This is a genomic window from Kitasatospora sp. NBC_01266, from assembly GCF_036242395.1.
Classification (GTDB): domain Bacteria; phylum Actinomycetota; class Actinomycetes; order Streptomycetales; family Streptomycetaceae; genus Kitasatospora.
This window is the reverse complement of the sequence record NZ_CP108458.1, coordinates 1,031,214-1,054,621: the sequence shown is the minus strand read 5'-3', so window position 1 is coordinate 1,054,621 and position 23,408 is coordinate 1,031,214. Positions and strand designations below refer to the sequence as shown.

Here is a 23,408-nt window from a genome sequence, read left to right as displayed (position 1 = left end):
GCCTAGCTCTGCGTGGCCGGGTGACGGTCCTCGGCCTGCTCGGACACGGTGGCGCGGGCCGGGCGCCGGCGGGTCGAGCGCAGCGCGTAGGCCGCGGTGGCGAGGGTGACGGCCAGGGCCGTCCAGGGCACCACGTCGCCCACCCGGTCGTACCAGGTGCGGGCAGTGGGCGCGGGCAGTGCCAGGTGGACGGTGAGTACGCCGCGCTGCCCGGTGCCGTAGTGGGCCAGCTCGCGACCCTGGGCGTCGAAGGCCACCGACACGCCGGTGAGCGCGGCCTGCACCACCGGGCGCCCGGTCTCGGCGGCGCGCAGCGCGGCCAGCGAGGCGTGCTGCTCGGGGGCCCAGCTGTGCTGGAAGGTGGAGGTCGCGGACTGGTAGATGATCAGCTGCGCGCCTTGCAGGGTGGCGGTCCTGGACAGGTCGGGGAAGGCCGACTCGAAGCAGATCAGCACCCCGGCGGGGAGCGGGCGGCCGGTACGGTCGACCGGCTCGAAGAGGTGGAAGCTGTGGCCCGGGGTGCGGTTCTCGGCCGCCGCCTTGCTGATCCCGGTGAGCCAGCCGAGCGCTGAGCGGAACGGGATGTACTCGCCGAACGGGACCAGGCGCATCTTGGCGTACCGGGCCTGGATGCCGGCCGGGTCGATCAGCACCGCGTCCTTGGAGATGGTGCCGTTGGCCTTCCGGGCGTCCTCGTTGACCAGCAGCTCGCTGCCGGTGCCGGCGGCGAGCGCGCGCAGCCGGGCGAGTGCGGCGGTGTCCCGGTCCAGGTCGGTGGTGACGCTGCTCTCGCCCCAGACCACCAGGTCCGGGTGGTCGGTGAGGGTGGTGGTGAGCGCGGCCGAGGCGTCCAGCCGGGAGGCACCGTCGGGGGTGAGGCCCGGCTGCACCAGGGCCAGCGTGGCGGAGCGCACCGGACGCGGGGCGGGAGTCAGCGCGAAGGCGGCGGGGCCGGCCAGCAGCAGGGTGGTGGCGGTGAGCGCGCCGAGCACCCGCACGCTGGTGCGGGCGGCCAGCAGCGCGATCAGGACGGCGGTGTTGACCGCGACCACGACGGCGCTGAGCAGCCAGACCCCGCCGATCGAGGCGAGCGCCAGCACGGTCGGGTGCTGCCACTGGGTGGCGCCGAGCAGCGCCCACGGTCCGCCGAGCGCCTGCCAGGAGCGGGCGAACTCGGCGACCACCCAAAGGGAGGGCAGCACGACGAGTGCCGCCAGCGCCCGACGCGCTGTCAGCGGGGGGCGCAGCAGCGCCCGGGCCGCCAGGCCCAGGCCGGTCTGCAGCACGCCGAAGACCACGGCGATCAGCGGCAGCGCCGGGCCCACCGAGGGCAGCAGCCAGTACATCGCGGCCAGCACGTACCCGGTGCCGAACCACCAGCCGCGCACGGCCGCCTCGCGCGCCGTCGGCGCGGCGCGGAACAGCAGCAGGCCGGGGAGCAGGCCGACCCAGGCCAGCGGTTCGAGGTTGAGCGCGGGGAAGGCGAGCACCGGCAGCATGCCTGCCGCCAGCGAGCCGTAACGGGCGGGGACGGTGAGCGCGGCGCGTAGCGACATGGGCCGATTGTCCGCTTCTGGGCCGGTCGGCACCATGACACCGCCCCCTTCGGTCGCGCGTGTCGCGCTGCCTCCCGAGCCGCCGGGAGCCACCCGGACGGGCGCGGTGTTGACGCCCGGTCAGCACGCGGCGCCTACCGTGACGGTACAGCCCTGGGAGAGGAAAACGATGTCGGACGACAGTCACACGATGCTCTTCGTCACCTTCGACGACCCGGCCGCCGCACTCGCCGCCTTCGCCGAGGCGAAGGAGCTGCCCGGGGCGCGGCAGGCGGCGGTGCTGCGGCGGTCGGCGCAGGGCCTGCTGGACACCCCCGAGAGCTGGGTGCGCGGCGCCGGGACGCCGACCGTCGCCACCGGGATCGTCGGCGGGCTGCTCGGGCTCTTCGGCGGTCCGATCGGTGTGCTGCTCGGCTGGACGGCGGGCACGGTGCTGGGCGGCGCGGCCGAGTGGCGGCAGTTCCAGGACGGGGCGGAGGGCCTGCTGGTGTACAGCAAGGACCTGGCCGAGGGGCACGCGATGCTGATCGTGGAGCTGCACGAGCGGCACCGCGAGCCGGCCGACGAGCTGGCCGCCCGGCACGGCGGCAGCCTGCTGCGCCGGCCCGCCGAGGAGGTGGCCGCCGAGGTGCGGGCCGCCGAGCGGGCGGCCGACCAGGCGACCGAGCAGGCCGCGCGCGCGGCGGAGGAGGGACACCCGGCGCCGGCGGAGCGCGGCGAGCAGTGAGCGGCGGGGGCGGTCCGGGGCGCCGGTCGTGTTTCAGCTGATGGTGCCTCAGCGGATCGCGGCGACCATCGCGTCGGAGACCGAGCGCCAGGCGAGTCCGGCCTCGCTGAACCCCGCTTCGCGCAGCTGGGCGGTCTGCCACTCGACCGGGTGGATCGCGCCGTCCTTGTGGTCGCGGTAGACGGTGGAGCGGGCGGCGACCTGCTCGGCGAGCCGCGGCTCGGCCGCCGCGGCCTGCCACCACTGGGCCCAGTCCAGCACCCCGGCGGCCCGCTCCTGCTGCTGGCGCAGCTGCTGCTGGGCCCGGTCGGCCGCGTTCAGCAGCGGGGTGTCCGGCTGCGGGCAGTGGTCGGCGTTCAGGAAGAGCCCGCCCGGGCGGAGCAGGCCCGCCAGCTCACGGTAGAGCCGCAGCAGGTCCGGGGTGTCCAGCCAGTGCAGCGCGGTCGCGGTGACCACCGCGTCGAACGGCCCCTCGGGCAGGGCGGCCGTCCACCGCGGATCGCGCAGGTCGGCGGTGACCAGCTCCACGCGCGGGTCGGCGGCGAAGCTGCCCTCGGCGATGGCGAGCAGGGCGGGATCGAGGTCGACGCCGACGCTGCGGGCGCCGGGCAGGCGGGTCAGCAGGCGGCGGCTGATGCTGCCGGTGCCGCAGGCCAGGTCGAGCACCCGCGGGGTCGCTCCGCCGACCGCCTCGACCAGGTCGGTCATCACCCGGAAGCGCTCCTCGCGCTCCGGCAGGTACCACTCCTGCTGCTGGTCCCAGCTGCGCTGCCAGTCCTCCCAGAAGGCGCTGTCGGTGTCGTGGGTGCTGAGCTGAGTGTCGGTCATGGTGCCTTCCTTGGGCGGAGGAGGGAATCGCGTAAGGCCTGTATGCGGCCAGGAGGTATTACCTACTCTACTCATGGATGGGTAAGAGGCAAGAGGCTTGGGTGTCTCTTACTCGGGTGCCTCTTGCTTGGGTGTCTCCTATTGCTTGGGTGCCTCTTGCCTTGGAGCTTCGATGCCCGTCAGGCCGGGCGCCCGCCTATCACGGTGACGGCGGTGGCGCCCGCGCGGCAGCCGGCGGCGGTGGCTTCGGGGAGGTCGGCGCCGCGCAGTCGCGCCGCCAGGAAGGCGCCGGTGAACGCGTCGCCCGCGCCGGTACTGTCCAGAGCCGTGGCCGGTACGCCGGGAACCCGGGCCAGCACCGCGCCGGCTTCGGCGGCGAGCGCTCCGGCCGGGCCCAGGGTGACCACGGCCTGCCCGAAGGCGGCACTGAGCCGCTCGGCGGCTTCGGCGGGGTCGGTGGCGCCGCTGAGCAGGCGGGCCTCGGCCAGGTTGGGGAGCAGCAGGTCGGCGCCCTCGATCGTGGCCAGGAAGGCATCGACGCCCAACTGCTCGATGAAGCCGGTGGAGGCCGGGTCCACGCTCACCGGCAGTCCGGCGGTGCGGGCGGCGGCGATCGCATGGCGGGCCAGTGCCCGGCCCGGTGCGGAGAAGAGCAGGTAGCCGGAGAGGTGCAGCAGGTCGGCGCCGGCCAGCAGCGCCGGGTCCCAGTCGGCGGGCCCCAGGCGGTGGGCGGCGCCGCTGTCGGTCACGAAGCTGCGTTCGGCCGCCGCGTCCACCAGGGCGATCACCGTGGCGGTGGGCGCCTGCTGATCCACCATCAGGTACGGGCGCACCCCGGCGGCGAGCAGTTCCGCCCGGTGCCAGTCGGCGAAGTCGGTCCCGATCCGGGCGAGCAGCCGCGCCTCGATGCCCGAACGGGCGGCCCAGGCAGCCGTGTTGGCTGCCGAGCCGCCCGGCCGCAGGGTGATCCGCGCGGCGGTGTCGGTGTGCGCGGCCAGTGGAGCGCCCAGCAGGGCCACGATGTCGGTGGCGACGTCGCCGATGACCAGCAGCGCACCCGGTCCGCCCGTCACCGGTGCGGCCCGGCCCAGTGGGCGGCGATCTCGGTGGCCAGGCGGACGTTGCCGCGCACCGCCGCCAGGTTGGCCTCCAGCGAGGCGCCCTTGGTGTGCTCGGCCAGGTGGGCAAGCAGGAACGGCGTCGCCGCCTGCCCCCTGGCGCCCGCCAGTTCGGCCGCCGCCAGGCCCTCGGCGAGTACCCGGTCGTGCAGCTGCGGGTCCAACTGCTCCTCGACGGGCACCGGGTTGGCCACCACCAGGGCGGAGTCCAGGGCGCCGAGCTGGTCCTGACGGAGCATCAGCTGAGCGACCTCGGCGGCCTGCTGGACCGTCCAGTCGACCGGGCGGCCTGAGCTGTTCAGGTAGAAGCCGGGGAACTCGGTGGTGCGGTAGCCGAGCACGGTGATCCCCAGGGTCTCCAGCCGCTCCAGGGTGGCCGGCACGTCCAGGATCGACTTCACCCCGGCGCAGACCACGGTGATCCGGGTCCGGGAGAGCAGGTTGAGGTCGGCCGACTCGTCCATCGTGTCGGCCCAGCCCCGGTGCACGCCGCCCAGGCCGCCGGTGGCGAAGACCCGGATCCCGGCCCTGGCGGCCAGGAAGGCGGTGCCGGAGACGGTGGTCGCCCCGCTCGCGCCGGTGGCCAGTGCCGGGGCCAGGTCGCGGAAGCCGAGCTTGCGCAGCGCCGGGTCCTCGGCGACCCGGGTCAGCTCCGCGTCGTCGAGGCCGATCCGGGCGGTGCCGTCCAGTACCGCGACGGTCGCCGGGACCGCGCCGCCGGCCCGCACCAGCTCCTCCAACTCCCGTGCCACGGCAAGGTTGCGAGGCCGGGGCAGCCCGTGGGCGATGATCGTGGACTCCAGGGCGACCACGGGGCGGCGGTGGGCGAGGGCCTCGCGCACCTCGTCGGACAGGCACAGGGCGGGGGAAGGCTCGGTCATCCCGTAATCCTGGCGTGGTACGGGGGAGTTCAAACGTGGCAGGGGTGAACCCGTGGTGGTGGTGCGCCGGTGGCGGCGGGCAGACGGCGGCCCCGGCGGGCCCCGGCTCGCCTCGTGGGTGTCAGTCGTCGCTGACCACTCCGAGAACGAGCGGGCCCGGCCGGGGGCCTGGCCAGAGCCTGGATCAGGGTCACTCGGACGGCCGACGTGACGTCTGCGTCGGCGGTGTGGCTCTCTCCGGTATTCCGGTGTAAAGACCAGTGTGCTCCGATTTGTCCCCCGGTCAAGGGGTTCGGGCGATCGGTTTTCCACGGCAGCCCGATCCGCCGGGCCGGGACCCGCCTGCCGGTGGGCCGGGCCGGTTGCCGGTGGCGCTGCCGTTCGATCTCCGCAGCGGCCCGACGGATCACCTGAGCTGCTGAACTGGCTTGGAGATGAGTGGGGTTGATGAGAGGCCAGCGGGCTCCGGTGGCATTGACAGCGCTCCGTTGTGCATGAGTTCATGCCAAGGTCATCAACGTTGGCAGGGCGGAGGAGAGATGTCCGAACCGCTGCTCGACGCACGCGGTCTGTGGAAGACCTACGGCCAGGTGGAGGCGCTGCGCGGCGCCCACTTCACCGTCCACCCGGGCGAGGTGGTGGCGCTGATCGGTGACAACGGCGCCGGCAAGTCGACCCTGGTGCGGACCCTGGTGGGTGCGGCGGCCCCGGACCGCGGCGAGATCCTGCTGGACGGCCGGCCGGTCTCGTTCGCCGGCCCGCGCGACGCCCAGCGGCTGGGGATCGAAACGGTCTACCAGGACCTGGCGCTGGCCGCCGAGCTGGACGCGGCGGCCAACCTCTTCCTGGGCCGCGAGCAGGTCCGCGGCGGACTGCTCGGCGCCCTCGGGGTGCTGGACAAGCGCGGCATGCGGGAGCGCTCGATCGCCGCGTTCGCCGAACTCGGCGTCCAGCTCAAGGACATCGACGCGCCGGTGGCCACCCTCTCCGGCGGTCAGCGGCAGAGCGTGGCGATCGCCCGTTCGGTGGCCTGGGCCTCCCGGGTGGTCTTCATGGACGAGCCGACGGCCGCGCTCGGGGTGGTCCAGCGCGGCCGGGTGCTCGACGTGATCCGGCGGGTCCGCGACCGGGGCGTGGCCACCGTGTTGATCAGTCACAACATGCCCGAGGTGCTCGCGGTCGCCGACCGGATCGAAGTGCTGCGGCTCGGGCGGCGGGTGGCCCGGTTCCGCGCGGCGCGGACCTCGGTGGAGGAACTGGTGGCGGCGATGACCGGCGCGCTGGCGAACGAGGAGGAGGACCGCACGTGAGCGAGGCACCGCTGACGCCCGAGTCACCGCCCGCACCGGAACCGGTGCCGACCCCGACGGCTGAGCCGGCCCCGGCCCCGGCGCCGGCGGCACCGCGCGGTGCTGCGGCGCTGCTGTGGCAGCGCGCCCGTGGCCAGAACACGCTGTGGACCTTCCTGGTCCTGCTCGTGCTGGTCGCGGCCTTCTCGGCGCTGCGGCCGAACGCCTTCGCCACCACCTTCGAGTTCAAGAGCATCGCCGTGGAGTCCTCGATCCTGGTGGTGCTCGCGGTCGGTCAGACCTTCGTGATCGTCACCTCGGGCATCGACCTGTCGGTCGGCTCGGTGCTGATCTTCTCCGGCGTGGTCGCGGTGAAGACGATGAACGCGCTGGACCCCGGCCCGAACGCCGGGGCGGGCACGATCCTCGCCGGGGCGCTGGCGGGGCTGCTCGGGGGGCTGGCCTGGGGTGTCTTCAACGGGATCTGGGTGGCCAAGGCCAAGGTCCCGCCGCTGATCGTCACCCTGGGTACGCTCGGCATCGCGCTGGGCCTGGGCCAGGTCCTCACGCACGGCGTGGACGTCGGCAACGTGCCCGCCTCGCTGGCCAATTCGGTCGGCAGCGGCAGCGTGCTGGGGATCCCGTGGCTGATCGTCGTCGCGGTCCTGGTGGTCGCGCTCGCCGCGCTGGCCCTGCGGACCACCCGGTTCGGCCGCTACACCCTGGCCGTCGGGTCCAACGAGGAGGCGGCGGCCCGGGTCGGCATCCGGGTCGACCGCCATCTGATCAAGGTCTACGCGCTGTCCGGTCTGCTCTCCGGCCTCGCGGGCGTGCTCAACCTCGCGCACTACAGCAGCACCACGCTGACCAGCGGCGCCCAGGACAACCTCAACGCGATCGCCGCGGTGGTGCTCGGCGGCACCAGCCTGTTCGGCGGCGTCGGCACGGTGATCGGCACCGTGATCGGCGTCTTCATCCCCGCCGTGCTGCAGAGCGGCTTCACCATCCTTCAGGTGCAGTCCTTCTGGCAGACGGTGGCGGTGGGCGCGGTGCTGATCCTGGCCGTCTACTTCGACCAGTTGCGTCGGCGACGGCGCAGCAACCGGTGACGCAGGACAGACGCTAGGCCCGGTACGGACGGTGGAATCCAGCAAGGAGGAACTCACGGTGCACAGCAAGGCTTTGGCGGTGGGTGCGGTCGCGCTGCTCGCGCTGGTGGCGGGCTGCGGCAGTTCGGGTGGCGCGCAGGCCGGCCAGAAGACCATCACCTTCGTGGCCGGCAAGACCGGCGACCCCTTCTACATCACCATGAAGTGCGGCGCGCAGGCCGAGGCGGGCAAGCTCGGCGACAAGTTCACCGCCACCGGCTCGGCCGACTGGAGCGTGCCCGAGCAGGTGAGTTCGCTGACCAGTGTGACCGCGACCCGCCCGGCCGGGGTGCTGATCGCGCCGGTGGACCCGAACTCGCTGCAGGGCCCGATCCGCACCCTGCAGAGTGCCGGGACGAAGGTGGCGATCGTCGACACCACGCTGACCGACCCCTCGATCGGGATCACCCGGATCTCCTCGAACAACTTGCAGGGCGGCCGGCAGGCGGCCGACACGATGGCCCAACTGACCGGTGGCAGCGGCGAGGTGGTGGTGCTCACGCCGGACCTGACGACGACCACCACCAACGCCAGGATCCAGGGCTTCAAGCAGGAGCTGGCCGCGAAGGACCCCGGTCTGAAGATCGACGACGTCCGTCAGGTCGGTGACACCGCCCAGGGCGCGGCCTCCGCTGTCAGCGACGAACTCTCCGCCCACCCCGGTCTGGTGGGCATCTTCGCCGCCAACTCGCAGACCGGTGAGGGGGTCGGGACCGGGCTGAAGGACGCGGGCAGGCAGGGCGTGGTCAAGGTGGTCTCGTTCGACGCCGGACCGCAGCAGGTGGCCGAGTTGAAGAGCGGGTCGGTGGACGCGCTGATCTCCCAGGACCCGTACGGGATCGGCCAGCAGGCGGTGGACCAGCTGGCCAACGCGCTCACCGGGAAGGCGGTGGACGCCGACATCCAGACCGACCTGGCCAGCATCACCCGGGACAACGTGGGTGATCCGAGCGTGGCCCGGTTCCTCTACCGGACCGACTGCGACTCCTGAGCCGCCCCGGCCCCGTCCCCGCCACCCCGTCCCCGTCGCTGGCTCCGGACCGGACGCGGTGGCGGGGACGGGGCCGGACGGCCAGCCTGGTGGTATGGACAGAAACCAGAGTCATGACCCGCTGGTCGAGGTCGCCGCGATGAGCAGTGACAGCCGCTACCGTCTGGTCCGCTTCAGGGGGCACGAGTGGGAGCCGGTGGACCGGCAGGAGTTCCGTGCGGAGGCGACCCGGCTCTTCCCGAAGATCGACCTGGCCGACCCCGAGCAGGTCGAGTGGCAGGACCACCCGTGGGAGTGGCCGACCTGGCGCCCCGGCGAGGCCTGAGCCCAGCAAGACCTGAGCCCGGTAAGACCTTGAGCCGGGTCAGGCCCGTCGGTCCCGGTGCGCGTCGGCCAGCCGGGTGGCGAGGATGGCGACGTCGTCCTCGCCGTGCCCGGCGGTCAGGCCGGTCAGCGCGGTGTCGATCAGGTGCTCCAGCGGGGCGGCCGGATCGAAGCGCAGGGCGGCGAGCGCCGCCAGCGACTGCTCGATGTCGCGGTCGCGGCGCTCGATCAGGCCGTCGGTGTAGAGCAGCAGGGTCGCGCCCGGGTCGAAGGGCAGCGTGATCGCGCTGTGGCCGCCGGCGCCGGTGCCCAGCGGCGGGCCGACCGGTAGCCGCAGTAGCCGGCCGTACTGGTGCGGCCGGTCGAGCTGGAGCGGCGGCAGGTGCCCGGCGGTGGCGAAGGTGCAGCTGTGCGTGGCCGGGTCGAGCAGGGCCAGCACGCAGGTCGCCACCCGTTCCTGTTCCAGCGCCTCGACGATCCGCTCGGCCTCCCACAGGATCCCGGCTGGTGAGCGCCGCTGCAGCGCCAGCGCCCGGACCAGGGAGCGGTACTCGCTCATGGTGGCCGCCGCGTCCAGCCCGTGCCCCATCACGTCGCCGACCACCAGCAGGGTCCGCCCGCCGGGCAGCGCGACCGTGTCGTACCAGTCGCCGCCCACCTCCGCGCTGGTGCCGGCCGGCAGGTAGCGGCCCGCGCACTCGACGTCCGGGTGCGGGGTCATCGGCTCGGCCAGCAGCGCCCGCTGCAGCGCCAGCGCGGACTCGTGCTCGTGCGAGTAGCGCTGCGCGTTGCTGATGCCCGACCCGGCCCGGCTGGCCAGCTCGACCATCAGCGCGACCTCGTCCGGGGTGAACGCGGGCGACTGGCCGCCCCGGGCCAGGGTCAGCGCGCCGATCACCGTGCCGCCCGCGGTGAGCGGCACGAAGGCGCCCGAGTGCAGGCCGAGCTGCCGGTAGCGGCTCACCCGGGCGGCGTTCGGCGCAGTGGTGCGCAGTTGCGCGTCGGACGGGAAGTTGAGCACGATCGGTGCCGCCTCGGCCACGCAGCGGGCCACCGCCGAGCCCGCCTGCGGGTGGATCAGCGCGCCGGTGCCGCCGACCAGGTCGCTGGTGCCGACCAGCGCGGGCGTGGTGCTCAGGGCCAGCCGGCGCATCGCCAGGCCGTCGCCGGTGGCCGGCTCGCCGGCGTGCCGGTCGGGTTCCACGATGTCGACCAGCGCGACGTCGGCCAGCCGCGGCACCAGCAGCCGGGTCAGCTCCTTGGAGGCCTGCGCCACGTCGAGCGTGGTGCCGATCCGGGTGGCCGCCTCGTCCAGCAGCGCCAGGCGGGTCCGGGCCCGGTCCAGGGCGTGCCGGATCCGGCGGTCCTCGGTGATCTCCAGCACCATCCCGACGGCGCCCAGCGGCACGCCCGCCGCCGAGTCCAGCCGGTGGTAGGCGTTGTGCCACCAGCGCGGTTCGGTGGCGGGGCCGGAGGCGGTGGTGCCCTCGATGGTGAGCGCCCGCGGCTTGCCGTCGGCCAGCACCTCGCGCAGCGCGCTCTCGGCGGCGTCCACCTCGATGCCCGGCACCACCTCGGCGATCGTCCGGCCGGTGTGGCCGGTGGCCGGGACCCCGTTGATCTCGGCCAGGGTCCGGTTGACGTACCGGTAGCGCAGCTCCAGGTCGAAGACGGCGATGCCCACCGTGGCGCGGTCCAGGATCTGGCGCACCAGGTGGTAGTCGGCGAGCAGCGCGTCCAGCGCGGGGCGCTCGCCGAGCGCGGCGTCCAGCGCGGCCAGCAGTTCGCGGGCCTGGGCGTCGTCCAGGAAGGAGAACGCGCCAACGGGGTCGGCCATGGTCCCTCCTGCCTGGCCGGGGGCAGTCCTTGATCAGATCATCCCATCGATTCAGACCGATCGGCGATTGGGGGAGCTCGGCGATCGGGAGTACGGAGCTGCCGCTGATGGACTCCTGTGGGGTGCTGACCTGCACCACACCGGCCGCCGGGTCGTAACACTGGCCGCTGTCCGAGTCGGACCACACCTTCAAGGCCAAGGCCCGGATCTCCATCGAGAGCCAGGGCTGCACGATCATCGTGAACATCGGAAACAACGTCAGCGACCTGGCCGGCGGACACGGCGAGCAGACGTTCAAGCTGCCCGGCTGCAACGGCCTGCTGTCCTGACACCCGCCTCGTGCGCCGGCGCCGGTCGCCCGCCGGGTCGATGCCAGAATTCCGATGGCTGGTGCGGTCGCGGCCGTTCGCGGTCAGGTTTATAGGGTGCGCTCATAATCGGGGGGCACACTGGAGGAAACCGGACAAGTCGGGCGGTGGAGTTGGCGGCCTCGGAGCCGAGGCCCGGAGAGGCGGTGCGGGATGTTCTACCGCTATCACCACGGAGCCGGCATCGGCGGCTGGCATGCCGGCTTCTGGATCTTCTCGGTCGGCGGGTTCCTGCTGCTGGCGGCGCTGGTGGTGTTGATCGTGATGGTGGCCCGGCTCGCGGCGAACCGGCACCACATGGCCGCGGGCGGGGCGCCGATGAGCGGCCCGGCGGGCGGCGGTTGGCCCGGCCGGTCGGGCGGCGAGGCCGAGCGCATCCTCGGGGAGCGGTACGCGCGCGGCGAGATCGACGAGGAGGAGTACCAGCGGCGGCTGCGGATGCTGCGCGAACCGGGCGGCGGGCCGGGTGGCCCTGGCGGGGCGTCACCGGCTGGGTGATGGTGCGTAGTCGACGGTAAGAAGCAGGGGGCGGCGGGGTGGCTGGGCGGGCCGGTGTCGGTCCGCCCGGTCGTGCGTTCGGGTGCGGGCCTCAGGTCTGCGGGTGGGCGCGGCGGTGCGCGGCGACGCGCTCGCGGGTGGCGCAGCGGCGTGAGCAGTAGCGGCGGGTCGGGCCGCTGCCCAGGGCGAGGTGGACCTGGTGGCAGCTCGGGGAGGCGCACAGCCCACCGGGCGGCCGCTGGCGGTCCCAGACCAGCACGGTCAGCGCCAGGCAGGACGAGGCCAGGAACCAGGCGGCCCACGGGGCGTCGTCGTCGGTGTCCAGGTGCGGGTGCCAGGGGCTGCGGCCCTGGTGCGAGGAGAGCCGCAGTCGGCCGGTGTGCTCGGCGAGCAGGCGGTTCAGCAGGTCGGCGGCGCCGTCCACCCCTTCGGCGGCGAACACCTCGCGCAGCAGCAGGGCGGCGGCCCGCAGTTGCGCGAGGTCGTGCTCCGTGAGGTCGATCGGATCGGCTTCGCCGTGCTCGCGCAGCACCTTGGCGACGGTGCCCGCCGTCGGCGGCTCCCCGGCCAGCACGTTGATCAGCGCGGCGGTGCGGTGGGCGGTGGCGGCCACCGAGTGGCGGCTGGACGGCGCAGCTGCCACGGGTGGCGCCGCCGACCCGGCTGGGCCGGGCGAACGCGCTGGACGCGATGACCTTCGACCTCGCCGCCCTGCTGGGCCCCGGGCTGGCCGGTGCCCTCGCGAGCCTGGCCGGGGTGCGGGCCGGTGTGCTGCTGGCGGTCGCGCTGATCTGCTGCGCGGTGCCGGTGGCCTGGCGGCTGCCGCCGGGGGCGGGATACGCGGGCGGCGGGGCGCTGCTCGGCGACCTCGGTGCGGGGCTGCGGGCCGTCGTCCGGACCCGGCCGCTGGCCCGGGCCACCGCCGGTTCGGCGCTCTCCTGCGCGGGCCAGGGCCTGCTGGTGGCCTGCGCCCCGCTGCTCGGGGCGCGGGCGCTCGGCGGTGCGGGACGCGGGGCGCTGCTGCTCGCGCTGCTCGCCGGTGCGGGGTTGGCGGCCAACCTCCTGCTCGCCCGGGTGCCGCGTCAGCCCGCGCCCGACACCGTGCTCCGGTGTGCCGCCGCGGTCCAGGCGCTCGCGCTGCTGCTCGCGGCGCGTTGCCGGCCGGTCCCGGTCATCGCGGCCGTGCTGCTGCTGGGCGCCGCCGAGGGGCCGCAGCTCACCGCGCTCTTCGCGGTGCGGCACCGGGAGGCGCCGGAGCGGCTGCGCGGCCAGGTCTTCACCACCGGCGCCAGCCTCAAGCTCACCGCCTTCGCCTTCGGCGCGGCCCTCGCCGGACCGCTGGCGAGCCGGTCGCTGCCCGGGGCGCTGCTCGCCGCCGCCGGCTTCCAACTGCTGGCCGGTACCGCCGTGGCCCGGCGCGCGCCGGGCACGCGTTGACCCTCCGGTCGGGGTGACCGGAGGGTCAACGCGCGGGGCGGGCACTCACGCGGCGAGCGGGGCCGCGGCGCTGCGCAGCCGCAGGGCGCGCAGCCGGATGGTGATCAGCCGGGAGACGGCCTCGCCCAGCGCCATCAGGACGAAGGCGACGACCCAGGCCTGCTGGCTGGTGATGTCCTGGTTGCGGCTGAAGTCGACCACCTGCTGACCGAAGCCGGTGTGCTCGCTGGCCAGCACGAAGGCGATCCGGGCGCCGATGCCGCCCACCCACAGGGCCGCCGCGGCCAGGCCGGCCTTCGCGAAGGTGCCCTCCTTGGTGCTCCAGACCCGGGTGGCCAGGCCGGCCAGCGTGCCGAGCAGCACGCCGCTGGCGCCCAGGCCGATCTCCAGGGCGAGGTCGCCGCCGCCGGTGGGGATCGACTTCAGGTAGGTCACCGCGGTGGCGCCGATCAGCACGATCGGCAGGACCAGGCTCATCAGGTCGAGCTTTCCGCCGCGCATCTGCCGCAGGACGAGGAGGACCAGGGCGATCTGTACGCAGTACTCGGTGGTGTTCATGGCAGTAGCTTCCCGCCCGGCGCCCGGACCCGCCTCGGCCCCTGGGTGGGTCATTGGTTGGATCCCGCCCTCCACCCGTGGGTGGAGAGACCCCGCTACCGGGCGAGGGGGAGGCGGATGAGCAGGTGGGCGCCGGGTGGGGTGGGGGGTTGGGTGGCGGTGGCGGTGCCGCCGAGGGTGGTGGCGATGGTGCGGACCAGGGCGAGGCCGAGGCCGGCGCCGCCGGTGGCGCGGTTGCGGGCGGTGTCGAGGCGGACGAAGCGGTCGAAGACGCGTTCGCGGTCGGCGGGTGGGATGCCGGGTCCGTTGTCGGTGATGGTGAGTTCGGCCCAGCCGTCGGTGGTGTGGAGGGTGGCGGTGATGGTGTCGGTGGTGTGGCGGGCGGCGTTGTCGAGCAGGTTGCGGACGAGTCGGCCGATCAGGACTTCGTGGCCGGGGACGGTGGCTTCGGTGAGGTGGCCGTGCCAGTTGAGGGTGGGGTCGGTGACGGTGCGTTCGGCGAGTTGTTCGGCGACGATGTCGTGCAGGGCGACGGTGCTGTCGGTGGGGGTGTGGGTTTCCTGGGTGTGGGTTTCCTGGGTGCGGGCGAGTAGCAGGAGGTCGTCGGCGAGTTCTTGGAGGCGTGCGGTGTCGGTGAGGGCGTTTGTGACGACGGTGGGCCAGTGGGCGTGGTCGGGGTGGGCGAGGGGGATTTCGAGGGAGGTGCGCAGGGCGGCGAGGGGGCTGCGGAGTTCGTGGGAGGCGTCGGCGACCAGGCGGCGTTGTTCGTCGAGGGCGTGTTCGAGTCTGTCGAGGGTGTGGTTGGTGGTGCGGGCGAGGCGGTTGATGGTGTCGCGGGTGGTGGGGACGGGGACGCGTTGGTGGATGGCGCCGTCGCCGATCTCGGCCATCCGGCGGCGGATGGCTTCGACGGGGCGCAGCGCGAGGCCGGTGACCAGCCAGGCGATCAGGGCGACGAAGAGTGAGGCGCCGGGGGTGAGGTACCAGCCGAGGATCCGGGCCACGGTGGCGCTGGTCCGGTCGGCCTCCTCGTCGTCGACCAGCACGTAGATGGTGAGGGTCTGCGGGCGCATCCCGGTGACACCGGTGTACTTGGCGAGGTCGGCACTGGAGAGCGAATCGCTGATGGACCGCCGGAACCGTACGGTGCGACCGCTCAGCCAGCCGGACTGCATACCGGGCACGAAGGACGGCATCCGGATGATGACCTCCTCGGTGGCCGGGCTCACCTGGTCGTAGTCCGCGGGCGGGACGGGCGGCAGCAGCCCCTCGCGCGCCCACCCGGGCGGCCAGGAGAAATCGGCTCCGGAGCGCAGCCAGAGCCCGTCCGCGTCCATCACGACGTAGGAGGAGGTCGCGTAGGGCTCGTCCGGCGAGTCGGGGATCTTTCCCTCGATGTTCGCCACGGCGGACTCCGCCCGGTCCGTGGCCTGCAGCTCCAGGTCGGCGTGCAGGGAACGGCCGACCCAGACGGTGGCGAGGCCGAACGCCAGCGCCGCCGCGACCAGGGCCGCCAACGCGGCCCTGGCGCGGATTCCGGGGCGCCGCCGCCACCAGCGGGGCGGTCGGTCGGCGGTCGGCGGCCGGCCGGCGTTCTCGATCGTCAGCAAACGCATCAGCTCAGATTAGAGCAGTGTGATCATCTGCTAAGGCCCCCCCTTGGCCGGTATTCCGGTATTCCGGCGCTACCGGTCGTTGCCCTCGACGGGTTGCTCACCCAGCAGGTGGAAGCCCGGCTGAGGGTGCATCAGGAAGGCGTGGTGCGAGATGTTCCAGGCGTACGCTCCGGCCAGCCCGAACACCACCCGGTCCCCGGTCCGCAGCGCCGGCACGCTCGCCCGGCGGGCCAGGACGTCCTTGGGGGTGCAGAGTTGTCCGGCAAGCGTGACCTGGCCGCTCTCGGCCGTCGGGCGGGGCCAGGGGTGCGGCCAGTGCTCCACGGGCAGCACGGCGAACGGCTGGTCGTGCCCGCGCGCGGCGGGCGTGCGCAGGTGGTGGGTGCCGCCGCGGAGCACCGCGAACTCCTCGCCGTGGCTGCGCTTGACCTCCAGCACCTCGGTGGCGTACCAGCCGCAGTAGGCGGTGATCGCCCGGCCGGGCTCGATCCGCAGCCGCAGTCCGGGATGGCGGCGCAGCAGGCTCGCCAGCCCCGCGCCGTAGCCGGACCAGTCGAAGCGCGCGTGCGGATCGGCGTAGTCCACGGCCATGCCGCCGCCGATGTTGACCTCCTCGATCGCCACCGGCAGGCCCGCCGCCCAGTCCACCAGCTGCTCGGCGACCGCGAGTTGGCCGACCGCGTCCAGGCCGCTGGCCAGGTGCGCGTGGATGCCGCGCAGCCGCAGGTGCCGGGCGAACCGGGGCTCGGCCAGCAACCGCAGGCAGTGGTCCAGGTGTTCGGGGTCCAGACCGAACGGGGTGGGCCGGCCGCCCATGGCGAGCGGTACGCCGTCCAGCGCGCCCGCGCGCAGCGGCAGGTTGACCCGCAGCAGCAGGTCGACCGGTCCGGTGGCCAGCGCGGCGAGTTGGTGGAGTTCGGCCACGCTCTCCACGTGCCAGCGGTGCACGCCGGCCGCCAGCGCGGCGCTCAGTTCGGCCGGCGTCTTGCCCGGTCCGCCGAAGGCCAGCCGGGCGTCCGGAACGGCGGCCCGCACATGGGCCAACTCGCCACCGGAGGACACCTCGTAGCCGTCCACCTGGTCGCGCATCGCGGTCAGCAGCGCGGGGTCGGGATTGGCCTTGGCGGCGTAGTACAGCTCCACCCGCTCGGGCAGCGCGGCCCGGATCGCCGCCGCGTGGGCGCGCAGCGCGGGCAGGTCGTAGAGGTAGGCGGGCAGCGCCTCGGTGGGCAGCTCGGCCGCCTCGGCGTGGACGGCGGGCGGCAGCGCGATGGTGCTCAACGGACTTCTCCTGCCGACTCGGTGGGGGCCTGGGCGGCCTGGTTCAGCACTGCGGCGGCCAGCGGCGAGGGCAGCCGGACGTACCCGGCCTCGCGGTCCGCCTTGCGCTCCCAGCGGGTCAGCAGGTTGGCCTTGGCCGGCAGCGGCACCCCGGCCAGCAGGGCTCGCAGCCGGGGCGGGCAGCCGTGCAGTTCGGCGTACCGCGCCAGCACGCCGCGCACCCGCTCCCACAACTGCGGCTCCAGCGAGGGGTCCTGGTCGGCGATCACCGCCAGCAGCTCGGCGACGTGGTTGACCAGCAGGCAGTACACCACCCGGTCCCAACCGCGCTGCTCGTCGTAGCTCATCGGTCCGGCCACCTGCGGCGGCAGTTCGGCCAGCAGGGCGGCGTTGCGCTCCGGCAGCAGCTTGGTGCCCTCCAGGTCGCGGAAGAGCACCTGGGCCGGGTAGCCCGCGTCGTCCACCGCGATGAGCACGTTCTGCAGGTGCGGCTCCAGCACCACGCCGTGGTCGAAGTAGGCGGCCAGCACCGGTGGCAGCAGCAGCCGCAGGTAGCGGGTCCACCAGTCGAGCAGCTCGGCCGCCGCCGGGGCCGGCTCGCCGAGCAGCCGGCCGAGTTGGGCCGAGCTGGTCGGGTACTCGTCGGCCACCGCGGCCGCCAGCAGCGGGGTGAGGCCGGGGTGCAGCCGGGCGTCGAGGTCCTCGCGGACGATCAGGCCGAAGCCCTCGAAGAGTTCGGTGTCGGGGGTGCCGTCGGGGCCGGGCAGCGCGAGGGTGCGGAAGGCCGGTTCGCGCAGCATCGCGGCGTCCGGGAAGCGTTCGGCCAGGTCGCCGAGCGCGCCGTCCAGCAGCCGGGTCAGCTCGACGGCGCCGGTCAGCTCGTAGGCGGCGTTCTTGCGCAGGCAGTTGGTGATCCGCACGTTCAGGCTGAACTTGAGGAAGGCGCCGGCGCCGTGCAGCGTGCGCACCGAGGCGGTGGCGGCGAACTCGGGCCCGCCGGTGCCGAGATCGATCACGTCGCCGTTCGCGAGCGCGGCCCGGAGCAGCGGGTGCTCGCCGAGCAGCTGGTACTGCCACGGGTGGGTGGGCAGCAGGCGGTAGCCGGCCGGGACCTCGCGCACTGCCTCGTGCGGTCCGTCGAGGAGCCCGTCGAGCAGGGCCGTCGCGGCCGGGTCGACGGACTGCTCGGCGAGCAGGTTGTCCCGCACGGCGAGGTAGCGCAGCGGGAAGCTCGCGCGGGCCTCGGGCGCGTACGCCGCCCAGGTGGTGGCGTCGGCGCCGCGCGCCGAGCGGGACTTGGGCGCGGGGTGGAAGCGGTGGCCGAACAGCAGGGCCTGCTCGGACTCCCGGTACCGGTCGCCGTCCGGCGCCGGGCGGCCGGTCAGGGCCGCCGCCACGCCCTGGTGGCTGGAGGTCAGCTGGTCGAGGAACTCCTCGTTGCGCACCCCGGTGCGCAGCGTGAGTTCGGCCTGGACCAGCTCGGCCAGCTCCCGCCAGTCCAGATCTGACCACCCGTCAGCATCCTTGCGCTGCACGGGGCCGGCGAAGCGGTGGGCGCCGATCAGCGAGGTGCGGCGCAGCGCGACCCGGAGCAGTGCCCCGCACCGTGGCAGTCGCAGGAGTAGTCGCCCGGCGCTCACCGCGGTCTGGTGCTCCGGCCCGGAGACCTCGCGCAGCAGGCAGTTGACCAGGGTGTGCGCCACCACCTGCTCGGCGGTGGGCAGCGTGGTCAGGGCGGGGGAGAGGGTGATCGACATCAGCGACTCCAGAGCAGGCGGGGGAGGAGGAAGGCGGCGGCGGCCAGCGCGGCGGCGGTGCCGATCAGCACCGGCGAGTCGGCGCCGAAGGCCGAGTTGACCAGCATGGCGATGACGCCGGCGGCGACCGCGCCACCCTTGGAGATCAGTTCCAGTGTGCCGAACATCCGGCCCGGCGCGCGACCCCGGGCGGCGTCGGCGGCCAGGATCGACAGGCAGACCAGGCCGAGGGTCAGCCCGCCGCCGAGCACCAGCCGGGCCAGTGTGAAGGTCAGCACCGAGTGGGCGGGCCCGTGTCCGGCCAGGCCGGCCGCGACCAGCAGGTAGCCGAGCGCGAGCCCGGCCCTGGGCCGGTGCAGGAAGGCGGTGTGCACCCGGGAGGCGAGCAGCAAGTAGCACAGGTGCGGCAGGGCGAAGAGCGCGCCCGCCACGGTCGCGTCGATCCCCGGTATTCGCTGGTCGACCAGCGCGATCAGGTAGGGGAAGGAGACGATGGTGGCGAAGACGAACGCGAACTCGTAGACGTAGAGCGCGCGGAGGCCGGTGGGAGCGGCGCTCGCGGCGGAGGCCGCCGCGGCACCTGGCGCGGTGGCCCGGCGGGGTTCGGGCAGCCGGGCCAGCAGCGCCGCCGCCGCCAGCGGCAGCAGGGCCATCACCAGGTACTGCCGGTGCGGCGAGAGCCAGGGGGAGAGCGCTCCCACCAGGATCGGCGCGGCCACCAGCGCGGCTCGCGCGCTGCCCTGCATCAGGGTCAGCGCTCTGGACAGCCCGGGCCCCTCCAGAGCGGCGGCGAGGTAGCCGTTGGTGGCGGCGAAGGTGCCGCCGAGGAAGCCCTGCAGCACCAGGGCGAGCGTGAAGGCGGGCAGGCTGTCGGCCAGTCCGGCCAGCAGGAACGAGACGCTCAGGCCCAGTTGGGCCCGCAGCAGCAGGCGCTTGCGGCCGAACCGGTCGGCCAGCCGCCCCCAGACCGGGGCGCCCAGCGCGCTGAACACGGTCGGCACGATGTAGAGCAGGCCGGCCCAGTGGCCGTGCCGGTCGCCCAGGCCCGGCAGGATCGAGGTCAGGTAGGGCGGCAGGCCGAGTGCGGCGAAGGAGGCCACGAAGTAGCAGCCGGCCACCGCGTGCACCTGGCGTCGGGCCAGGCCGCCTTCGGAGGCCTGGCTGCGGGTCCGCAGCAGCGTCCCCGTCTTCACGCGCCCGCCAGGTAGTTCGGTCCAGTGGTGTAGTGCTTGTTGATGTCCGCCGCGCCCGAGCGCTCCTTGCTGAGCAGGGTGCCGGCGCTGACCATCGCCTTGACCGGCAGCCGGTCGGCGTCCAGCAGCGCCGCGCGCAGCGGCAGGCCCGCTGGGCCGAGCCGGTCCAGCGCCTCGGCGAGCCGCTTGCGCAGCAGCCCCAAGGTCTCGGACAGCGGCGCCCGTTCGTGCTCGGCGAGGGCGAAGGCGAGCGAGGCGGTGCAGAGGTGGCCGGTGATGGTGGTGAACAGGTCGGTCAGCGCGCGGTCGTCGGCGCTGAAGGTGCGAGGGTCGTCGAAGCCTTCCAGGGTCTGCTGACTGATCGTCAGTTCGGCGCGGGCGCGGTTGATCCGTGGGCCGTCGTTGTCCTTCAGCAGCAGCCGCAGCCGGGTCGCGCCGGCGCTGCGGTCGAGGATCAGCGAGGTGTTCTGCTGGTGCGACTCCAGCGCGACGCCGTGGCCGAAGAGCGTGCACTGCCAGTCCAGCAGCAGGGTGAGCAGCGCGTCGTAGAGGGCGACGGGGTCGCCGCCGTAGAAGCGCTCGGCCAGTGCGTCCAGCACCAGGCGCCCGTCCGGCGCGGTGGCCGCCAGCGCGGCCAGCGGCACGATGACCGCGTCCGGGGCGTCGATGGCCGCAGGCAGCCGCCGCAGCAGCACGGCGAGCAGCTCGTGTCCGGCGTGCGCGTAGCTCTGCTCGTCGGCGAAGAGCACGGTGTCGGCGAACCGTGCTTCCCGGGACCGGACTTCGGTGAGCAGCAGCTGCCCGGCCGCGCCGTCCAGCAGGGTGGCCGGCTTGATGGTGCGCCGGTTGCGCAGGCCCAGGGTCGCGGTGGCGAGCGGCAGTTTGACGTGGTGGCGCGGGTCGGTGGCGACCGCGACGGTGCGCATCGAGAGGGTCGGCGTCACCTCCAGGTACGGGTGCTCGGCGAGCAGGGCGCGGTCCGCCAGGCCGGTGGCGCGCAGTGCTTCGGTGAGCGGCGCGCCGACCGACAGCGGGTGCACGGGCACAGTACGGTGACTGTCAGTCAGTTCGGGGTGCCCGAGCGCCGCCGGGGTCGGCCACCAGGCGGGCAGCGGGGCCCCGCCGTGCACGGTCAGCGCCTCGATGGGCAGCAGCAGCCAGCGGAGCAGGAACGCCGGGTGGCACTCGGGCGCGTACCGGTGCAGGTCGGCGGCGGTGAGGCCGGCCCGGCCGCGTGCGGTCGGGTAGACCGGGTGGTCCAGGTAGGCCGCCAGGGTGTCGAAGGCCAGGCTCGCCCGCGGGCCGGTCCAGTCGGCCGGGTCGGCCCCGAAGTCCCGTGCCAGCGCGGCGAGGACGGCCGGTTGCTCGGCCTCGTGCAGCCGCATGGTGGCCAGCGTCTGGCGGCACTCCTCGGCGAAGGCGGTGAAGCCCTCGCGGTCCGGCTGTGCGGCCCGCGCGCGCAGCTCGGCGAGGATCTCGTCCAGCTCGCGCACCGGGTGCCCGTCGACCTCCAGCAGGGGCTCGCGCGCGGCGAGTTCGCACTGGAAGCCGTCCGGGCGGACCGGCAGCGCGAGGTGCTCGAGGACCAGCCAGTCGCCGTCCGGGCGCCGTTCGCGGTGGGAGCCGGTCCGCAGCCCGAGCACGTCCTCGCGCAGCAGGGCGCTGAGCACCCGCAGGGTCAGCTGATCGGCGGTGCTCACGGGGTGATCTCCCAGCGGTTGGCGGTGATGAAGTCGGCCACCGCGCGGTCCACGGCCCGCTGGTCGGGGCCGATCGCCCAGATCACGCCCAGGTAGTCGCGGTTGGTCCGGTAGTGCTCGTGCCGTTCGCCGAGGGCGCGCAGCGGGCGGTAGCTGAGCCGCACGCCCTCGGCCCCGGCGTCCTGCGGCCCCGGTGCGGCGGTCAGGGTGCCGGCCCGGTCGGCGCAGACCACCTCGTTGCGCCCGCGCAGGTCGGTGCGGGCGCCGAGGTCGGCGGGCAGCGGGTGGCCCAGGTGGACCCGCAGTACGTGCTCGAAGTACGGGATCCCCAGCAGCTGCGCCAGCATCAGGTCGCACTGGTCGCCGATCGCCCGGTAGTTGACCTCGATGATCCGGGCCCGGCCGTCCGGCTGCACCACGAACTCGGTGTGGCAGGCGCCCAGACCCACGCCCAGTGCGTCGAGCTGAGCGAGGACCTGGTCGACCACCGGTCCCGGGTGGGCGGGGACGAACTCCAGCACCTCCTCGATGAAGTGCGGCGGCGGGGAGAGCCGGGTCCGGAAGCCGCCGAGCACCTCGCGCCGCTGCCCGTCGCCCAGCGTCTCCAGGGTGTGCAGTTCGCCGCTGAGGAACTCCTCGACCAGCAGGGTGGCCTCGGGTCGGCGGCGCCGGATCTCCGCGCAGCGGGCGGCGAGTTCGGCGGCGTCCGCGACCAGCACCACATCCTCGCTGGCCACACCTTCGCGGGGCTTGAGTACGCAGGGGAAGGGCGGAAGCTCGACGTCAGCAGGATCTTGACCCGCCGTCAACTCGGCGCTGCGGACCGTGTCGAGACCGGTGGCGGCCAGGTGCCGGCGCAGCTCGGCCTTGTTCTTGGCGCGCAGGGTGGCTCGCCAGTCCTTGGCGGGCAGGCCGAAGTAGGCGGCGGCCAGGGCGGCCTGGGTCTGCAGGTGGTCGCTGTTGCTGAACACGGCCGCGGGCGGCTCATGGCCGGAGACCAGACCGACCACCTCGCGGAAGTCGGCCACCTCGCAGGGCAGCACCAGCAGGTCGGCCGGCAGGTGGGCGCGGTGCGCGTAGGCCCGGTGGTGCGCCTCGGCCTGGTCGGTCAGCACGGTGACGGGCAGGCCGAGCCGGGCCGCGGCGGGCAGGAAGCCCTGGGTGACGGAGTCGGTGGGGTTGTGGGCGAGCAGGTAGAGCCGCAACGGAGTCCCTGTTTCGTGGTGATGGGGTGTACCGGCCTTCGGGCGCTGGCTGGTTGACCGGTGTCTAGTTGACCGGCGTCACGCCGGTCGCCTTCGCGATGTCGTTCAGCATCTGGTCGGCCGCCTGCACCCCGATGCCGGACATCCAGGTCTCGTCCGGCACGTTGAAGACCTTGTTCGCCTTCACCGCCTTGAGGTTCTGCCAGAGCGGGGTGGCCTCCACCTGGCTCTGCTGGGTCTTGCTCGGGTCGTCGGCGGTGGTCACGAAGACCAGGTCGGCGTCGGCCTTGTCGAGCTGCTCGGGGCTGACGTCCATCATCGAGGCGTCGACGTCCTGCGAGGCCGGGCGGTTCAGGCCGACGTCCTTCAGCACCGTGCCGCTGAACGAGGCCTTCTGGTAAAGCCGGGTCGGGCCGGCGATGAAGCGCACCACCGAAGCGGTCGGCATGGTGCCGCCGTTCTTCTCCTTGATCTCGGCGCCGACCTTCGCCGCCCGGGTCTGGTAGTCGGCCAGCGCCTGCGTGGCCTGGGCCTGCTTGCCGAGCGCCTGGGCGTAGAGCGCGATGTTCTCCTTCCAGGTCACGCCGGTGGTCTCGGCGAAGACGGTGGGGGCTATCGCGCTGAGCTTGTCGTAGATCTTCTCGTGGCGGACCTTGGAGGAGAGGATCAGGTCCGGCTTGAGCGAGGCGATCAACTCCAGGTTGGGCTCGGCCATCGGGCCGACGTCCTTGGTGCCCTGGATCTCGCCCTTGAGGTAGGTCGGGAACCCGCCCTCGGTCTTCAGGTGCGGGGAGACCGCGCCCACCGGCGTGATGCCGAGCAGGGTGACATCGTCCAACTCGCCGCTGTCCAGCACCACGACCCGCTTGGGCGCGCTCTTGATCTCGGTGCTGCCCATGGCGTGCTTGACGGTGATCGGGAAGGCCGCGGTCGCGTCGCTGCCGCTGCTCGCGGCGGCGGGCTTGCTGCTGCTGTCGGTCGCGCTGCTGCCGCAACCGGCCAGCAGGGTGGTGGTGAGCGCGACGGCGAGCACGGCGACGGGCAGACGGCGGAGCTGGGACATGGTGGTGCTTCTTTCGTGGAAGGGGAGTTGACG

The 23,408-nt window shown here is 73.8% G+C and carries 22 protein-coding genes; 8 read left to right on the top strand and 14 right to left on the bottom strand.

Annotated elements, in window-relative coordinates:
* Positions 1-2 precede the first annotated feature (2 nt).
* A complete protein-coding gene (gene lnt, locus OG403_RS04715) occupies positions 3-1,556 on the bottom strand; it encodes an apolipoprotein N-acyltransferase (protein WP_329561664.1) in 1,554 nt (517 codons plus the stop codon).
* A gap of 169 nt (positions 1,557-1,725) precedes the next feature.
* On the opposite strand from lnt, the gene OG403_RS04710 reads away from it, so the two are divergent.
* Positions 1,726-2,283, top strand: coding sequence for a histidine kinase (locus tag OG403_RS04710; RefSeq protein ID WP_329561663.1), 558 nt, complete (start codon positions 1,726-1,728; stop codon positions 2,281-2,283).
* 48 nt (positions 2,284-2,331) lie between these two features.
* On the opposite strand, the gene OG403_RS04705 is transcribed toward OG403_RS04710, so the two are convergent.
* The 3 genes from OG403_RS04705 to OG403_RS04695 form a co-directional block, all read right to left on the bottom strand.
* Positions 2,332-3,111 (bottom strand): class I SAM-dependent methyltransferase, encoded by a 780-nt coding sequence (locus tag OG403_RS04705; protein ID WP_329561661.1) that lies wholly within the window; start codon positions 3,109-3,111, stop codon positions 2,332-2,334.
* 179 nt (positions 3,112-3,290) lie between these two features.
* Complete coding sequence (locus OG403_RS04700; RefSeq protein WP_329561659.1) at positions 3,291-4,184, bottom strand: carbohydrate kinase family protein; 894 nt, start codon at positions 4,182-4,184, stop codon at positions 3,291-3,293.
* The gene (locus OG403_RS04695) at positions 4,181-5,110 is read right to left on the bottom strand and encodes a pseudouridine-5'-phosphate glycosidase (protein ID WP_329561657.1); all 930 of its coding nucleotides are present in this window, start codon (positions 5,108-5,110) and stop codon (positions 4,181-4,183) included. Before OG403_RS04695 ends, OG403_RS04700 begins: the two co-directional genes overlap by 4 nt.
* Positions 5,111-5,649: 539 nt before the next feature.
* Here OG403_RS04695 and OG403_RS04690 point away from each other — a divergent pair.
* The 4 genes from OG403_RS04690 (at position 5,650) to OG403_RS04675 (ending at position 8,863) form a co-directional block, all read left to right on the top strand.
* A complete protein-coding gene (locus OG403_RS04690; protein WP_329561656.1) occupies positions 5,650-6,420 on the top strand; it encodes an ATP-binding cassette domain-containing protein in 771 nt (256 codons plus the stop codon).
* Positions 6,417-7,508, top strand: a complete 1,092-nt coding sequence (locus OG403_RS04685; protein ID WP_329561655.1) for an ABC transporter permease — start codon at positions 6,417-6,419, stop codon at positions 7,506-7,508. The genes OG403_RS04690 and OG403_RS04685 overlap by 4 nt, the downstream gene beginning before the upstream one ends.
* Before the next feature lie 58 nt (positions 7,509-7,566).
* Complete coding sequence (locus tag OG403_RS04680; protein WP_329561653.1) at positions 7,567-8,538, top strand: ABC transporter substrate-binding protein; 972 nt, start codon at positions 7,567-7,569, stop codon at positions 8,536-8,538.
* A gap of 94 nt (positions 8,539-8,632) precedes the next feature.
* Positions 8,633-8,863 carry a hypothetical protein gene (locus OG403_RS04675; protein ID WP_329561651.1) on the top strand — a complete coding sequence of 77 codons (231 nt, stop codon included), beginning with the start codon at positions 8,633-8,635 and terminating at the stop codon, positions 8,861-8,863.
* 39 nt (positions 8,864-8,902) lie between these two features.
* Here the strand turns inward: OG403_RS04675 and OG403_RS04670 are convergent, their stop codons facing one another.
* A complete protein-coding gene (locus OG403_RS04670) occupies positions 8,903-10,699 on the bottom strand; it encodes a SpoIIE family protein phosphatase (RefSeq protein ID WP_329561650.1) in 1,797 nt (598 codons plus the stop codon).
* Between the two features lie 167 nt (positions 10,700-10,866).
* On the opposite strand from OG403_RS04670, the gene OG403_RS04665 reads away from it, so the two are divergent.
* Positions 10,867-11,028: an HAD family acid phosphatase gene (locus OG403_RS04665; RefSeq protein WP_329572096.1), complete on the top strand. Its 162-nt coding sequence runs from the start codon at positions 10,867-10,869 to the stop codon at positions 11,026-11,028.
* Between the two features lie 192 nt (positions 11,029-11,220).
* On the top strand, positions 11,221-11,565 hold the full coding sequence (locus OG403_RS04660; RefSeq protein ID WP_329561648.1) for an SHOCT domain-containing protein: 345 nt from the start codon (positions 11,221-11,223) through the stop codon (positions 11,563-11,565).
* 91 nt (positions 11,566-11,656) lie between these two features.
* On the opposite strand, the gene OG403_RS04655 is transcribed toward OG403_RS04660, so the two are convergent.
* A complete protein-coding gene (locus tag OG403_RS04655) occupies positions 11,657-12,208 on the bottom strand; it encodes a CGNR zinc finger domain-containing protein (RefSeq protein WP_329561646.1) in 552 nt (183 codons plus the stop codon).
* A gap of 2 nt (positions 12,209-12,210) precedes the next feature.
* Between OG403_RS04655 and OG403_RS04650 the strand changes: the two genes are divergently transcribed.
* Positions 12,211-13,002: an MFS transporter gene (locus OG403_RS04650; protein WP_329561644.1), complete on the top strand. Its 792-nt coding sequence runs from the start codon at positions 12,211-12,213 to the stop codon at positions 13,000-13,002.
* Positions 13,003-13,047: 45 nt separating this feature from the next.
* On the opposite strand, the gene OG403_RS04645 is transcribed toward OG403_RS04650, so the two are convergent.
* The 8 genes from OG403_RS04645 to OG403_RS04610 form a co-directional block, all read right to left on the bottom strand.
* On the bottom strand, positions 13,048-13,560 hold the full coding sequence (locus tag OG403_RS04645) for a hypothetical protein (RefSeq protein WP_329561642.1): 513 nt from the start codon (positions 13,558-13,560) through the stop codon (positions 13,048-13,050).
* A 95-nt stretch (positions 13,561-13,655) separates the two neighbouring features.
* Positions 13,656-15,176, bottom strand: coding sequence for a sensor histidine kinase (locus OG403_RS04640; protein WP_329561640.1), 1,521 nt, complete (start codon positions 15,174-15,176; stop codon positions 13,656-13,658).
* A gap of 69 nt (positions 15,177-15,245) precedes the next feature.
* The gene (locus OG403_RS04635; protein ID WP_329572094.1) at positions 15,246-16,448 is read right to left on the bottom strand and encodes a type III PLP-dependent enzyme; all 1,203 of its coding nucleotides are present in this window, start codon (positions 16,446-16,448) and stop codon (positions 15,246-15,248) included.
* 5 nt (positions 16,449-16,453) lie between these two features.
* Positions 16,454-18,214: an IucA/IucC family protein gene (locus OG403_RS04630; protein ID WP_329561638.1), complete on the bottom strand. Its 1,761-nt coding sequence runs from the start codon at positions 18,212-18,214 to the stop codon at positions 16,454-16,456.
* Positions 18,214-19,407, bottom strand: a complete 1,194-nt coding sequence (locus tag OG403_RS04625) for an MFS transporter (RefSeq protein ID WP_329561636.1) — start codon at positions 19,405-19,407, stop codon at positions 18,214-18,216. Before OG403_RS04625 ends, OG403_RS04630 begins: the two co-directional genes overlap by 1 nt.
* Complete coding sequence (locus OG403_RS04620; RefSeq protein WP_442911045.1) at positions 19,404-21,122, bottom strand: IucA/IucC family protein; 1,719 nt, start codon at positions 21,120-21,122, stop codon at positions 19,404-19,406. Before OG403_RS04620 ends, OG403_RS04625 begins: the two co-directional genes overlap by 4 nt.
* The gene (locus OG403_RS04615) at positions 21,104-22,312 is read right to left on the bottom strand and encodes an ATP-grasp domain-containing protein (protein ID WP_329561632.1); all 1,209 of its coding nucleotides are present in this window, start codon (positions 22,310-22,312) and stop codon (positions 21,104-21,106) included. The genes OG403_RS04620 and OG403_RS04615 overlap by 19 nt, the downstream gene beginning before the upstream one ends.
* 64 nt (positions 22,313-22,376) lie before the next feature.
* Positions 22,377-23,375, bottom strand: a complete 999-nt coding sequence (locus OG403_RS04610) for an ABC transporter substrate-binding protein (RefSeq protein ID WP_329561630.1) — start codon at positions 23,373-23,375, stop codon at positions 22,377-22,379.
* Positions 23,376-23,408 lie beyond the last annotated feature (33 nt).

Coding starts and splice junctions, on each gene's coding strand:
- lnt (WP_329561664.1), bottom strand. CDS start 1,556: ATGTCGCTACGCGCCGCGCTCACCGTCCCCGCCCGTTACGGCTCGCTG.
- OG403_RS04710 (WP_329561663.1), top strand. CDS start 1,726: ATGTCGGACGACAGTCACACGATGCTCTTCGTCACCTTCGACGACCCG.
- OG403_RS04705 (WP_329561661.1), bottom strand. CDS start 3,111: ATGACCGACACTCAGCTCAGCACCCACGACACCGACAGCGCCTTCTGG.
- OG403_RS04695 (WP_329561657.1), bottom strand. CDS start 5,110: ATGACCGAGCCTTCCCCCGCCCTGTGCCTGTCCGACGAGGTGCGCGAG.
- OG403_RS04690 (WP_329561656.1), top strand. CDS start 5,650: ATGTCCGAACCGCTGCTCGACGCACGCGGTCTGTGGAAGACCTACGGC.
- OG403_RS04675 (WP_329561651.1), top strand. CDS start 8,633: ATGGACAGAAACCAGAGTCATGACCCGCTGGTCGAGGTCGCCGCGATG.
- OG403_RS04670 (WP_329561650.1), bottom strand. CDS start 10,699: ATGGCCGACCCCGTTGGCGCGTTCTCCTTCCTGGACGACGCCCAGGCC.
- OG403_RS04660 (WP_329561648.1), top strand. CDS start 11,221: ATGTTCTACCGCTATCACCACGGAGCCGGCATCGGCGGCTGGCATGCC.
- OG403_RS04645 (WP_329561642.1), bottom strand. CDS start 13,560: ATGAACACCACCGAGTACTGCGTACAGATCGCCCTGGTCCTCCTCGTC.
- OG403_RS04640 (WP_329561640.1), bottom strand. CDS start 15,176: ATGCGTTTGCTGACGATCGAGAACGCCGGCCGGCCGCCGACCGCCGAC.
- OG403_RS04630 (WP_329561638.1), bottom strand. CDS start 18,214: ATGTCGATCACCCTCTCCCCCGCCCTGACCACGCTGCCCACCGCCGAG.
- OG403_RS04610 (WP_329561630.1), bottom strand. CDS start 23,375: ATGTCCCAGCTCCGCCGTCTGCCCGTCGCCGTGCTCGCCGTCGCGCTC.